Annotated in this window: 16 protein-coding genes and 1 pseudogene; 6 read left to right on the plus strand and 11 right to left on the minus strand. The window is 39.1% G+C overall.

Annotated features, from left to right (window positions below):
• Positions 1-64: 64 nt before the first annotated feature.
• From M1D94_RS11765 to M1D94_RS11800, 8 genes are all read right to left on the minus strand, one after another.
• A complete protein-coding gene (locus tag M1D94_RS11765) occupies positions 65-1,705 on the minus strand; it encodes a YndJ family protein (RefSeq protein ID WP_456270253.1) in 1,641 nt (546 codons plus the stop codon).
• On the minus strand, positions 1,702-2,319 hold the full coding sequence (locus M1D94_RS11770; RefSeq protein WP_424935103.1) for a DUF4166 domain-containing protein: 618 nt from the start codon (positions 2,317-2,319) through the stop codon (positions 1,702-1,704). Before M1D94_RS11770 ends, M1D94_RS11765 begins: the two co-directional genes overlap by 4 nt.
• Before the next feature lie 4 nt (positions 2,320-2,323).
• Positions 2,324-3,130: a hypothetical protein gene (locus M1D94_RS11775; protein WP_038827866.1), complete on the minus strand. Its 807-nt coding sequence runs from the start codon at positions 3,128-3,130 to the stop codon at positions 2,324-2,326.
• Between the two features lie 126 nt (positions 3,131-3,256).
• A complete protein-coding gene (locus M1D94_RS11780; RefSeq protein WP_424935104.1) occupies positions 3,257-4,471 on the minus strand; it encodes a Ger(x)C family spore germination protein in 1,215 nt (404 codons plus the stop codon).
• On the minus strand, positions 4,461-5,552 hold the full coding sequence (locus M1D94_RS11785) for a spore germination protein (protein WP_070549054.1): 1,092 nt from the start codon (positions 5,550-5,552) through the stop codon (positions 4,461-4,463). The genes M1D94_RS11780 and M1D94_RS11785 overlap by 11 nt, the downstream gene beginning before the upstream one ends.
• Positions 5,553-5,581: 29 nt before the next feature.
• The gene (locus M1D94_RS11790) at positions 5,582-7,144 is read right to left on the minus strand and encodes a spore germination protein (RefSeq protein WP_077671711.1); all 1,563 of its coding nucleotides are present in this window, start codon (positions 7,142-7,144) and stop codon (positions 5,582-5,584) included.
• Positions 7,145-7,436: 292 nt separating this feature from the next.
• A complete protein-coding gene (locus M1D94_RS11795; protein ID WP_003231626.1) occupies positions 7,437-7,625 on the minus strand; it encodes a hypothetical protein in 189 nt (62 codons plus the stop codon).
• A gap of 37 nt (positions 7,626-7,662) precedes the next feature.
• Entirely contained in the window at positions 7,663-7,785 is a 123-nt protein-coding gene (locus tag M1D94_RS11800; RefSeq protein ID WP_015713998.1) for a hypothetical protein, read from the minus strand.
• 148 nt (positions 7,786-7,933) lie between these two features.
• Here M1D94_RS11800 and M1D94_RS11805 point away from each other — a divergent pair, with 148 nt between their 5' ends.
• Positions 7,934-8,368 carry an SRPBCC family protein gene (locus M1D94_RS11805; protein ID WP_015713997.1) on the plus strand — a complete coding sequence of 145 codons (435 nt, stop codon included), beginning with the start codon at positions 7,934-7,936 and terminating at the stop codon, positions 8,366-8,368.
• Between the two features lie 64 nt (positions 8,369-8,432).
• On the opposite strand, the gene M1D94_RS11810 is transcribed toward M1D94_RS11805, so the two are convergent.
• Complete coding sequence (locus tag M1D94_RS11810) at positions 8,433-8,831, minus strand: hypothetical protein (protein WP_009967329.1); 399 nt, start codon at positions 8,829-8,831, stop codon at positions 8,433-8,435.
• Positions 8,832-8,847: 16 nt separating this feature from the next.
• Positions 8,848-9,007 (minus strand): annotated as a pseudogene (locus M1D94_RS11815) (hypothetical protein).
• A gap of 78 nt (positions 9,008-9,085) precedes the next feature.
• On the opposite strand from M1D94_RS11815, the gene tatAC reads away from it, so the two are divergent.
• The 5 genes from tatAC to M1D94_RS11840 all read left to right on the plus strand — a co-directional run bounded on the left by tatAC (position 9,086) and on the right by M1D94_RS11840 (position 11,815).
• On the plus strand, positions 9,086-9,274 hold the full coding sequence (gene tatAC / locus M1D94_RS11820; protein WP_003231634.1) for a twin-arginine translocase TatAC: 189 nt from the start codon (positions 9,086-9,088) through the stop codon (positions 9,272-9,274).
• Positions 9,275-9,449: 175 nt separating this feature from the next.
• Positions 9,450-9,674: a hypothetical protein gene (locus tag M1D94_RS11825; protein WP_015713994.1), complete on the plus strand. Its 225-nt coding sequence runs from the start codon at positions 9,450-9,452 to the stop codon at positions 9,672-9,674.
• 245 nt (positions 9,675-9,919) lie between these two features.
• Positions 9,920-10,276 (plus strand): YoqO family protein, encoded by a 357-nt coding sequence (locus M1D94_RS11830; protein WP_070549048.1) that lies wholly within the window; start codon positions 9,920-9,922, stop codon positions 10,274-10,276.
• 160 nt (positions 10,277-10,436) lie between these two features.
• Positions 10,437-11,159, plus strand: coding sequence for a YrpD family protein (locus M1D94_RS11835; RefSeq protein ID WP_163136074.1), 723 nt, complete (start codon positions 10,437-10,439; stop codon positions 11,157-11,159).
• 443 nt (positions 11,160-11,602) lie between these two features.
• Positions 11,603-11,815 (plus strand): hypothetical protein, encoded by a 213-nt coding sequence (locus M1D94_RS11840; protein WP_038429026.1) that lies wholly within the window; start codon positions 11,603-11,605, stop codon positions 11,813-11,815.
• Positions 11,816-11,844: 29 nt separating this feature from the next.
• Here the strand turns inward: M1D94_RS11840 and M1D94_RS11845 are convergent, their stop codons facing one another.
• A complete protein-coding gene (locus tag M1D94_RS11845; RefSeq protein WP_038429025.1) occupies positions 11,845-12,429 on the minus strand; it encodes a hypothetical protein in 585 nt (194 codons plus the stop codon).
• Positions 12,430-12,774 lie beyond the last annotated feature (345 nt).

A 12,774-nucleotide genomic window follows, 5' to 3' on the forward strand; every position in this document is an offset into this window, starting at 1 on the left:
CGGCGCAGAATTTTTTTAAAACAGTGCATCTATTACAACTGGCAGACGAAGCTTCTTCTTTGTGTTAGGTTCTTTCAATAGGCTGGTTAATATGTGTAATGCTGTAATGAACAGTTAGAAATTTTATTCCAAACAGCCACATATGATGAACAGCGGTTAATTTGTTGTCATGTGCAGCTTCTATCAGAAAGGTTTCAGATAAAGGAAGCGGACAAGTTCCCGCTATTGTTTGCAGATAAATCCCCTCATCCCCCGCTCTGCTTTTTCTCCGCCTGCTTGTTAAAACCAGCTTCTCCTGATGATGATATGGTTTTAAAATACCTGTCATGCTACTGAATGGAAGCGGTAAAGAAATATTCATATACCCCTCTCCATTTGAACGATACACTGAATAAAGAGCGGTAAAAATGGTTTCGTTTTTTTCATTTGTTCTAATCCAGGCACGTACTCTTTCCCTTCCTTCTTTTTTCGAATGAACACCTCTTATCTTGCTGTACATCCTATACCAGTCAGGATTCGTCGAAAGATGTATTTGACCGATTCTTCTGCTGAACCATTCGTAAACAATTGCAAGCGGCCGAAACCACGTGCTCCATGTTACTTTTGCTTTAATATTGTATTCGATGGTTTGTTCATAAAACGAAAGAATGAGCGGCGCCAGTTTTTCTGGTGAAAAATCTTTTGAACGCAGGCTGCCCATATCATCCACAAGTCCGCTGTACCGAGCGTTATTTTCAGCTTGAATGCTAGCTAAAAATTCTTCTCCAATCTTTCTTTTTCCGTAGATACGGCTGAATGTCTTTACACTGTCTGCATCAAAAGACTTCGGATCCTCTATTCTCCACCCTATGAGAGCGGGCAAGATAACACCAAACGCGTTGACAAAACCGTGAATCCAAATCATCTGATTGATGGTCAATGTAACTTCTTGCCGAAATACACCAAATGAATAAATCATCGAGAAAGCAATCGTTATCATTAAAACAGCGGAAGAAACCCGAATAAGAAATGTCCCCGTCTTGGTGCGAAAAGCTGCCGTGAACACCAAAAATGCATGAAGATAAATCGCCGCCATATAAATGCTAACCGCAATGACATCAAGTGTTTTTGAATATGTGATGCCCAGTGCGATAAGAAGGGGCGAAAGCAAAATCACCCATGTTATCCAACTATACAACATTCGATGTTTTCTAATGGTTCTGCCGAGTAAGCCGTTGAAGATCGGGATCAGAAAAGCAGAATAGTGAAAGTGGACAGCAGTCAGCAAAATGATGAGAGGGCCAAATTGCATGATCTGCAAATGGGCAGCATAAGCAAAAAAACAAAATCCTCCTCCCGCCAAATAAATAAGACCGAACAAAACTGATGTTTCTTCGATTCTATGTATCTTTGTTTCCCAAAGGCGGAGGATCGCATACAATGCAATAAAAACTGTGTACATCCACCAGATTAGCGCGAAACCTCCAACCTCCGTCACTAGAGCCAGCACCGCAAAGAATGCGGCTACCGGATAGCACTGGATTAGCCCATATTCCATAAACTGAGCAGCACGAACCGGCGATTGACGAAAAACAAAAGGGAAAATTCCCGGCACAAAAAATAGAATGGATAACAAAACGAGTGCCTCTGCCACTGAAATATCCGGTGCTTCCGCTGCAAGAAATCCTATAAAACAAAGCGCACTGACTATGCCATTTCGTTTCATGATTCTCTCTCTTCCTCCTGAAACGTTCCTTTATAAAAGAAAAGAGTGCCAAGAATTGTATTTTGCACATGCACTTCAATGGTGAAACAATTCTTTTTTTCATCAAACGTTTCGCAAACTACGGATGTACCGGTCAGCCATTTCGGCAACGGGATTCTTTTTCCGCATATTAATAGCCATTGCTTTCCCGATATGATCGTAAGAGAGCCGTCAAGAGATGCCTCGAACGTCAAAACAGACAACAGCAGATGAGGTTTGCCGAAGAAATCAAGTATTCTATTTTCTTTCTCGTCATATATCATTATCGCGTCAAAGAAACGTTTTTTGCCTTTAAAGAAAAATGTACGATTCCATTCTATCCCTGTATGTTGTGATTTCAAAAGACAAGTTCTATTTTGTATTGTAAATGGAATGTCTTTGCCTCTTTCTGAAAAGAAGCATCTGAAAAAAACACCCAGCTTTAACAGCATTCTAACCAGAAAAGAGCCTCCGCTTATTTCTGACATCGTTCCCGTACCGCTGAATGTTTGAGACCCGTCTAATTGGTACCGTTTCTGCAGCTTGGGATGCAGCAAATGATAGTTAATAATTGATTTTTCATAAATCGAACTCACAATGTCACTTCTTTCTCTTTCGTTTTGTGCGCCTGGCACTGGGGAGCTGCAGGCTAAGAGCGCCGCTTGCAGCGGAAAACACACTCAATAGAACCCACATGAATATTTCGGAACCTAGACAAGCAAACCCAGCAAAAATACAAGCCTGGACACCATGAATGATCCATTTTCTTTTTAAAGGAATCAGCCACAAAATAGCTAAGCCTATCTCCGCTGTTCCTGCCAATATGCTTGTCTCAACACCTGCAAAGCCTTGATAGAACCAAAACAGGCTGAAAAACAGACACATGAACACATAGATGATAGCGGATCGAATAAAGCGCTTCGGATGTTTATTTTGCTCTACCCAAAGCCTTAATGCATCAAAGCTCCAGGCAGTCGCCCAGCCAAGCAGCGGTCGAAATAATAAACGATCGATCCATCTTCCCGGCAGTCCGTAGGCTGTTTTGTATTGGTACTGTGTTAAAAACGTCATTTTCCCATTTTCTCTCTGTATATACTTCCAGTAGCCGCTTCCATGCCGAATCAGAGATAACGGATGATTAGAGCCAAAAGCCAGTGAAGAAGACCTTTCAGATGAACATTTGTTGAAAACACCGACGGTTTCTCCTGTACCTGACACCTTTAATCCAAAGCCTACCCTTGTTTCGTAAAGAAACTTCTGTTTTTCGCATGGTTGTCTATTCAAATACGTAATATTTGAAAACCGGAGATCCCATTCCTTATGCAGTGATGGGTTTTGTGTATATTCCCAGAGTGTATCCAGATCAGATTTCATTTCGATTTCTACATAAATCGGTTTCTGCCTCACAGCCCCTTCTCCCTTCTATTTCAAGCAATTCCTATATTAGCATATTGGTCGATTTGAAAAGTGTATATCTCTCCAAAAAAAGTATAAAAAAGAGAAGAGAGGTTTCCTTCTCTTCCTTGGGATTCATTACTGAGTTTTAACCGTGCCGTAATGAGTAATTGTGACGTTCACACTGTATGTGATGTCGGCTTTACTGAAGGTGTCATCCCAGTTATTTTTCACCCTTTTCCATAAGTGAGGATATGTAAGTCTTAAAGATTCATCAAAACCCGCAACATCTGCTTTATAATCACGCTGAATTTTTTTTAATACCTGACCAACTATTTTCTTTACCTCGTTTTCAATAGTCGTTTCGAGACGATCTATAAACTGGGTGTCCAACGCCTCTTTTGTGTTCCAGTTTTCAACCAAATCGCCTTCTGATTCAATATCGACATGGAATGAAATATCTTTCCCTTTTACGATTGGCTGAATTTTGCTTTTGATTTTATTGATATCATACGCTATCGTTTGTTGGCTCTTTTTATCATGGCTTTTGACAACTCCGCCTTTCCCTTCTCCTCTAATCCATGTAATCCCCTCAGTTTCATATTCATTTAAAGTGCCTATCATTTTTTTCGATTTTCCGTTGATTACAGCTGCTCCGGAATACTTGACCGCTCCATTGGCCGCAACCACATTTTGCAGTAAAAAACTGCTGCCAGAATGCAGTTTTCCAATTAGTTTCGCGAGTGTCATAGGGGGAAGAATTCTGGAAACTTTATGTTCATTTTCACCTAATCCAATCAGCCGAAATGCCGGAATTTCTCCGTTCTCTTTCAGCTGGAGAGCGTCTCTTGCTTCCCCTTTAGCAGATAAAACAAGACAGCTCAGCCTGATTTCATTATCACGAAAAAATTGATCCAGCATTTCGTCGATAGGAAATGTGTGCAGCACATCTTCACTCATGACAACAACTTTTAAATGCGGGCTAAACACTTCTCGGTCCCGTCTTAATGCAACCTCACTTCCGATCTGCTGTAATGAATCCCCTGTTTCACTTATATTAATGTACGCTTTTTGTGCTCCTTGTCCGCTACCGCCTCCCCCGCTTGTGCCCGCGCCTGCCGCTTTTTCATTAACAAATTGATAGGTCAGCGTAATGTTGTCTTTTTTCGGATAGCTCCCGCCCTCTTCTTTTAACTCTTTTTCAGTGTTCGTTTCTTTTCCTTTATCAATTGCGATAGCGAATGTGAGACCCAGATCTTCTATTTCCCGACTGCTCCAGCATCCTGTTACGCAAATCATCAGCAGACATACTATGACCATAGCAGGCAATTGACGTTTTAGTTTACTTTTCACCTCTTTTCCTCCATTTCGAAATGACTAACAGCAAAATCGGCAAAGCGCCAAATATATACAAAGCGATATGACTGACCGTATCGCCCAATATAAAGACGTCATTTTCATTTTTCGGCATGCAAGAGAGGATATATATAACAGGAAGCAGCCCAAACATACATGAAAGGGGTTTCTTTTTAAAAACTTGTGAGACTCCCAGGGAAGCTGCATAAAAAGTGATAATAAACGTGGCAAAAAGCTGCATAATCCAAATCACAAGCAGAAATGATTCAAACCGTTCAAATATTAAACCAGGTATTTCAAAACTTCTCATCAGGTCAAGCCCCGGCCATGTTCTCGTCACAACTCCCTCAACTGATAGTGCACCGATGACCATAATCATCGTAATCATATAAAAACTGGTCACAACGCCTGTCCCGATCACAACTGCTTTCACCGCATTTTTCGGCTTTTTCATAAATGCTACTAAAATGAACATAATTTCTGAACATGTAAATGAAAGGTTCGTTGTCTTTACACCTCTAAGAATAGGCATGATTCCATCACCTAATACAGGCCGCAAATTGTTGATCTCAAATATGCCTAAACTCATGAGGGCTATCGTTAAAAAGATGATGACCGTAATCGGAAAAATCATTTCAAAAAGCCGTGCAATCGGATCTAGGCCTTGTGTAATTGAATAAAGCCCAATCCAAAGAACTGTCATAATGATGGCCCAAGACGGTGTCCCTTCGAGGAGAAAAAAATCCACGATTTCGGACATGACTCTGACTTCAAATGCACCGAGTGCCAGAAAATAAGTAATAAAAACAATACTGATCAGATGCCCGAGCCATTTTCCTACAATATGTCGGGAGTATTCATAAAAGGTCTCCTTAGGATACTGCTGGCTTAATTTAACTATAATCATCCCGGCTATTACCGCTAGAACCCCGCCTAATAAAACTGAAATCCATCCATCAGGAGATTGTGTTTGTTCTGTTACTGTCCGAGGGAGCGTAAGAACTCCGGCAGCAAGCATATAATTAATGATGATAATCGTTGCCTGAGCGGTTGTGATTTTACTGGTTGGGCTGAACATGAGACTTTATCACCATCCTGTCGAGTTCATCACTTCACCCGTTTTGTATTATCTGTATTCATCATTTTAGGCCGGCGCTTCATGACTAAAAGAGGCATTCTGATAACAAAGTCTTTCCAATCTTTTAAGTGATAGGGCACTGCCGGACTTGCGTATGGCACACCAAAGCTCTTTAGCTTTACGACATGGCTGCTTAGCAGCAGATAATACATAATGACTCCAAACAATCCAAACACCGCCGCACAAAACATCGCGCCAAACCGAAGCATCCGAAGTGCTATACCTGTGCTATAATGCGGGATGGCAAATGAAGAAATTGCTGTGAGCGCAACAACAATGACCATGATTGGACTGACAATCCCCGCCTGCACAGCTGCTTCCCCGATGATTAATCCGCCAACTATGCCTATTGCGGGTCCAATTGGTTTTGGCAAACGAAGCCCCGCCTCTCTTAAAATTTCAATCGCGACTTCCATAAATAAGGCTTCAATCAGAGATGGGAACGGAACACCTTGGCGCGTCCCGGAAATTGAAATCGCCAGCTTGGTCGGAATTAACCCCGGATGAAAAGAAATAAATGATATATATAAAGCGGGTGCGAATAACGTTATCATTGCTGCGATGAACCTCAGCAATCTGATGAGCGAGCTCGGGAACCACCGTTCATAATAATCTTCAGGCGATTGAAGCATCATGCTGAAAGTGACTGGAACAATCAAAGCAAACGGAGTGCCGTCAAGCAGAATGGCTACTCTTCCTTCCATTAATCCGCTTATGACGCGATCAGGACGTTCTGTACTCTGTACTTGCGGGAACGGGCTCAAATAATTATCCTCAATTAACTGTTCAACGTAGCCTGACTCCGGCAAATGATCGATCTCAATCCCTCTCACTCTTTTTCTTACTTCCTCGACTACTTTTGGATCTGCAATGTCATTCATATAAGCGATGATTAAATCCTTTTTTAATCGTGTTCCTACTTCAAATCTCTGCAATGTTAATTGATCATTTTTTCCTTGCTGTCTCAAAAGAGCTGTATTCGTACTCAACTCTTCTGTAAAGCCTGTGCGCGGCCCTCTGACAAGCGCTTCTGAAAGCGGCTCCTCGATACTTCGATTTTGTTTTTTTACAGTTCCCAGAAGAAAGGCCTGCGGTATTCCATCAATGAGAAGCGCTGTCGAACCCATGAAAACATTCAACACGATATCACTGATTTTCTCTGATTCTATGACATCACCGATTGATACGATTTGATTTTTTATCTGTTTCGAAGTTAAAATACCTTTGCCGGATTGAGAAATTTCATCGCTTACCTGATTAGGTTGATTCATGACTAACACTGATAGTCCTTTATTAATCAAGTCCTGATCAGACAGTCCTTCAACAAAGATCAATGCCGCTTTCACATGTAATTGAGTGATTTCAAGCTCACGGAAATGAACGTCCCCGTTATGTCCTATTTTTCTTTTTACATGTTCTAAGTCGTATCCGATGTTACCGGTTAACACATCCTGATCCTGCTTTTCAGCTGTCGAATAATCTGATTTATGCTGCTTCTGTGTTTTGTACTGATTGTTCCGCCACCTCATCATTGCACCTTCTTATACATGAATCCAAGTAAACACTTTATAGATTACATATGGAACGAGAAATACTACTAACGCTTGAAACCACACATTCCAATCAGTAAGTGTTGATATCATGTTATCCATCTGTCATTTCCCCTCTCTCTAATAGGATTATTTTTCCCGTATACCTATTTTTTATGTTCGTCTTTTTTCTCAATAAAAAAGCATGATGAACATTTCATCATGCTTTTAAAGAAATCAACCTGACCATTTTGCATAATTAACACAAAATGAGCCTTTTAGCAGTCTGGGAAAACTAAAATTCCAGCTTGAAGCTTTCTGCCTGATCTGAAACTTCCACAGGAATCCCCATTATCGTTTTCGGTTTGGAAACGTAAACAAAGCGCATTTCTTCCTCTAATTGCTGAAACGCTTTTTCACTAACTAAAATTCTGGCCGGCTTCCCTGGACTGTTATCAATGGCTGCTTTGATTTTTCCAAGCATAAAAAACCTCCTGTTTTAGAAAATGGCTCATTTACTATTAAAACAAAAATCGCAAAATAAATTGGCTGAACAGGAATTCCAGTTCAAACATAACAGTTGCGGCTGAGCAAACAAGCATGAACGAAATGACAACATACACGTCTCTCTCTTTCTCGAACATGCAGAATTCTCCCATTCACAGATCAGACTGGCGACTGACACGCTGTTGAACAGCAGCTCTAGCATAAATAATGCACGCTATGGACATGATCTTATTAGTTATTATATGATTGAATTGAAAAAACATCATTTGTCAAGAGGTAAACGAAATGGCTCAAAACAACGAAAACACATTACCAGATATTACAAAAAGCATTACCCTAGAGGCTCCCATTCAGAAAGTCTGGGAGACAGTCTCTACTTCAGAAGGCATTGCCAAGTGGTTTATGCCCAATGACTTTCAGCTCAAAGAAGGACAAGAATTTCACTTACAATCACCGTTTGGGCCGTCCCCTTGTAAAGTTTTGGCTGTTCAAGCTCCAACTGAACTTTCTTTTGAATGGGATACAGAAGGATGGGTCGTTACCTTTCAATTAGAAGACTTGGGGGAAAAGACAGGGTTTACCCTTATTCACAGCGGCTGGAAAGAGCCGAATGAAGTGATCGGCAAAGCAAACGAGAAAAGCTCCGTCGTTCGCGGTAAGATGGATGGCGGCTGGACTGGCATTGTAAATGAACGGCTTCGTAAGGCTATCGAAGAATAAAAAAGAGAGAGGTATCTCTCTTTTTTGTTTTTTTCCAAGGGTTATACTTCACAATTTGAGTCCATCAATCATAAAACGTAACAGTTTTAGATTTACCAGAGTAATCGGTAACAAAGAACTCGGCCTTGTTATTGCTCCCATCTACAAATTTTCCAATACTGCCAAAGGTGTGGCATTCTCCGGGTGAAAAATAGTTTGCCCCTACATAATCATCAGGATTGTCACCGGGATCATCCTCATACAAGTGCAGTGAAACAGAAAAAGGAGTGCTTCCTGAAAGGCACACTCTAAAATCTCCTCCGGTCGAGTATACCGTCGGACTTGAGTAAGTATATGTGTAAGTCCCCAACTTATCCCACTCTCCAGCCCCCGCAGTTCCGGCTTTTTCTGCTTGTGCCGTTAATGGAAAAACCGCAGCCAATCCTAAAACAGACAAAAATCCAACTACCTTAGTGAATCTCATCAGCTACACCACTCCTCTATTTCAATAATAGCCGTAGATACGTTTGTATCATTTCCGGCAGAGCTACATAATTGATCCAGCCTGCCTCACTGCTTCTTAGGCAGGTGGCATTGGACATTATATTCAGCAGCAGCCGTTTTATGAATCTGCCTTTGTGCTGGTTTTAAAATGTTCAAAATAAATGCATTCCCATTTGTACTGCTATCTCTTATAATTTGTTTAAAAGGTTGTACTTCAATCAGGGGGAAAAGGATATGGAATTAAGCTTCACAAAAATACTCGTTATTTTGTTTGTGGGTTTTTTAGTATTTGGGCCTGATAAACTGCCGGCGCTTGGCCGTGCAGCAGGAAAAGCCTTATCAGAATTTAAACAAGCAACAAGCGGACTGACTCAGGATATCAGAAAAAATGACTCAGAAAACAAAGAAGACAAACAAATGTAGGATAAATCGTTTGGGCCGATGAAAAATCGGCTCTTTATTTTGATTTGTTTTTGTGTCATCTGTCTTTTTTTAATCATTTGGACAGCCCTTTTTTCCTTCTATGATTTTAACTGTCCAAGCCGCAAAATCTACTCGCCGTATAATAAAGCGTAGTAAAAATAAAGGAGGAGTATATATGGGTTATTACAAAAAATACAAAGAAGAGTATTATACGGTCAAAAAAACGTATTATAAGAAGTATTACGAATATGATAAAAAATACTATGACCACCATGATAAAAAATATGATGACTGTGATTACGACAAAAAATATGATGACTATGATAAAAAATATTATGATCACGATAAAAAAGACTATGATTATGTTGTAGAGTATAAAAAGCATAAAAAACACTACTAAACGCCATTAACATCTCCTCGTTTTTACTTTCCCCCGGCTATTGCCGGGTCTTTTTTGTTTATGCACTATATGTATATTTCTGAATCTTCCCTTTCTATGAAAACCTTGGTGACTGAATCTAAAAAACGATAATGAAAATTTAGTACATAGTTTAGTTAGTTCATAAGTGAGCGCATTCAGTTTATTGCAGTTACAAAGAAACTTTTATAAACTCTTTGAGGATCATACATAAAAGGAGAGGTTTTTTGTATAGAAACATCGTATTTTATCTCATTTTACTTTGTCTATTTATATCAGTTGTCATGAAAAGCTTTGAGGTGATAAGCACAATAGCCAATGTTATCTGCTTTGTTTTCGTATTGCTATACCTTAAAGACGACATGAAAACATACTCACGTAAAGCGTTAGCAATCCTAAGTATTTGTTTTCTTTTCTTAGTCGGTATCTGTGCTTTTATCATTTTACAAGGACAGACATTGATGAAACGTCACCTCTTTTTTACAGGCTGGGAAACGATAGCGGGCATTCTTTTAATGATCGTTTCTTTAAGCATTTGTACTTTTATTTTGAGGAAAATTTCAAATCGGTTAAAACGATTGTGATCTCGTTCTTTCCTCTGATAAAGTTACATAGCTTTCAGATTGGAGAAGCTTTTCGTCCCTAACATCATTCAAAATGAAATATTTTGTCTATTTATATACATCAATCCAGTTCCAAAATAAGGTATAATAAATGGCGAAACCACTATCTAAAGGGGGAATTTTGGTGAAAAAAGTATTGATTGCAGGTGCAGTAGGAACAGCAGTTCTTTTCGGAACCCTTTCATCAGGTATACCAGGCTTACCCGCGGCAGACGCTCAAGTCGCAAAAGCAGCATCCCAGCTGCCTAACGGAATCGGCGGCCGTGTCTACCTGAACAGTACGGGCGCCGTTTTTACAGCTAAAATTGCGCTTCCTGAAACTGTAAAAAACAACGACTCGGTCTCCACTCCCTATATTTATTCTGGCTTTAGGGCAACAAGCGGCACTGAAGCAGATATCGGGCTTCAGTACAGCAAACAATACAACGTCTGGAAGCCCCTCATGAAGGTTGGGTCCAAAAATGAAGAAACGTACATCGAAGGAAAAGACAAATTCACATACAATAAAGGCTTCCGCCCTGGAAGCACAGTCCAAATGACAATCTATAAAAACTTAAACGGCAATACGCGCATGACCCTTTGGGGAACGAACAATGACGGCTACACCGGACGGATTATCACAGAAATTCAAGGAACCAACATCGGCACGATTTCAAAATGGAAAACCCTTGCTACCGCGGCTGTTTCGTATGAAAGCCAGCGTGATGCGATCAAAGCAACCTTTTCGACATCTTTTAACAACATCACAATCGACAATAAAGCCGTCACTCCTGTGGTAGATACACAGGATTTCGCAAAGGTTTCAGTTGCAGGAAATAACGTTACGATCTCTGTTAATAAATAAACGAAGCAGCAAAAAGCCGCCAGCATTGTCTGGCGGTTTTATAATTAATTTTCCATCTCCATAAAAAACCGTGTCGGAATCCACTCCCTATATAGATTTACGAACAGTAGTACTTCCTTTTTATATGAAACTTTATTTGAACAGCGTTAGAATTAAGACATTTTTGTTTCGATGATAAAAACATCATAAGCAAAAGTTGAAATTTTGAAATAACTTTGGTATGATTAATTCAATTACTATAGAACTACATAAATTAAAAGCCCCTTATTTATGGGGCTTTCAATTATTTTTTTAATTACAAAAATAACTAACTTGAAGCTTAAGTTGACAATTACACCAACTGAGGTTCGATGTTGGTCATTGCTTGATGATTGTAAAGTGAATTATCGAAATCTTCAGCTCCTTTGGTTATTTATCATATTTTAATATAGGGTGGAATTTGTATGAAATACGGAAAAATAGGTCTTTTTGGAATTATTTTAGTTATTATTGCTCTTCTGGTATCAATGTATTTTATGTTTAATACAAAAGCTTTGATACCTGCTGGATATGATTTGGCTATTCATGGAATTGTTATATCGAGAACATTAATGATTGCTTTCACTTTGTATCTCGTTTCAAAATTAGGATATTTTCTTCTTAATAAAAAAGATTAGCTTTTATAGCTAATCTTTTTTATATAAAATTAATAGTTTTTCAGTGCATATTCTCCATACATAGGTTTTTTAACTACGTATTTTTTCTTTGATACACATTTACCAGTAACTATATCCTTACGACAATTGTACCCTTCTTCTACATTATACCTAACTCTATATGCCATATAGACTCTTTTATTCGCTCCAACATTTAGAGTGTATCCTTTAGAGCTAGCTACAGAGCCTGCAGTGGATATTCCTAAACCACTTATAGATCCGCTGACAGTTGTTGTAAAAGTAACTGTTTTGTTTGCAGTAATAGATCCTCCTTTACTCCCCGTTGCTATATTATCAGAAACTCTTTTAAAGCTAGACCAGCTTTTATATGTTTTTACATTCATCTTAACATTACGAAAATCATTCACAAATTGCGCAGTAAACTCCCCTCCTCCTAAGTTGCTTTTTACCCCAGTTGTCTCGTTTGCAAATACAGTATGCACTTGTGACTCAACGCCTTTAATTGAGACAGGTTTTTCTTCCCCTTTTTCAGCAGCTAATACATTGCCATTAGGAAGAGATAGGGTAAATAGAGCTATAGAACTAATGGCTAACTTACAAAAAACTTTTTTCATCGACAACAGTCCTTTCTATGTATTCATTTAGTACCATATAAGTATACAATTTCTAGAAATATATTTAAATGGTTATTTTAAAATATTATGAATTTTTCTAATAGAAATTCATTGGTATAGTATTATTTAATATAGTGCTTGTTCATCCCTACCAAATTTTAAGGCAATCCATCGCAGAAACACAATCATGGATAATTTCAATCTTTTCATTTTTAGTTGAATTTTAGCCAGGGACCAAAAAGTTTCATAATAAAAACAAATAACCTAGAACTGCACAAAGTAATTGTATTCATTGCACGATGCTGGTCTTTTAAGGTGAAATATGTATATGTTAATATTAGGTTT

This window comes from Bacillus sp. JZ109 (genome assembly GCF_053903135.1).

Coding starts and splice junctions, on each gene's coding strand:
- M1D94_RS11795 (WP_003231626.1), bottom strand. CDS start 7,625: ATGCTTGGAAAAATCAAAGCAGCCATTGATAACAGTCCAGGGAAGCCG.
- M1D94_RS11800 (WP_015713998.1), bottom strand. CDS start 7,785: ATGTTCGAGAAAGAGAGAGACGTGTATGTTGTCATTTCGTTCATGCTT.
- M1D94_RS11805 (WP_015713997.1), top strand. CDS start 7,934: ATGGCTCAAAACAACGAAAACACATTACCAGATATTACAAAAAGCATT.
- M1D94_RS11825 (WP_015713994.1), top strand. CDS start 9,450: ATGGGTTATTACAAAAAATACAAAGAAGAGTATTATACGGTCAAAAAA.
- M1D94_RS11845 (WP_038429025.1), bottom strand. CDS start 12,429: ATGAAAAAAGTTTTTTGTAAGTTAGCCATTAGTTCTATAGCTCTATTT.
- M1D94_RS11785 (WP_070549054.1), bottom strand. CDS start 5,552: ATGTTCAGCCCAACCAGTAAAATCACAACCGCTCAGGCAACGATTATC.
- M1D94_RS11810 (WP_009967329.1), bottom strand. CDS start 8,831: ATGAGATTCACTAAGGTAGTTGGATTTTTGTCTGTTTTAGGATTGGCT.
- M1D94_RS11790 (WP_077671711.1), bottom strand. CDS start 7,144: ATGATGAGGTGGCGGAACAATCAGTACAAAACACAGAAGCAGCATAAA.
- tatAC (WP_003231634.1), top strand. CDS start 9,086: ATGGAATTAAGCTTCACAAAAATACTCGTTATTTTGTTTGTGGGTTTT.
- M1D94_RS11765 (WP_456270253.1), bottom strand. CDS start 1,705: ATGAAACGAAATGGCATAGTCAGTGCGCTTTGTTTTATAGGATTTCTT.
- M1D94_RS11840 (WP_038429026.1), top strand. CDS start 11,603: ATGAAATACGGAAAAATAGGTCTTTTTGGAATTATTTTAGTTATTATT.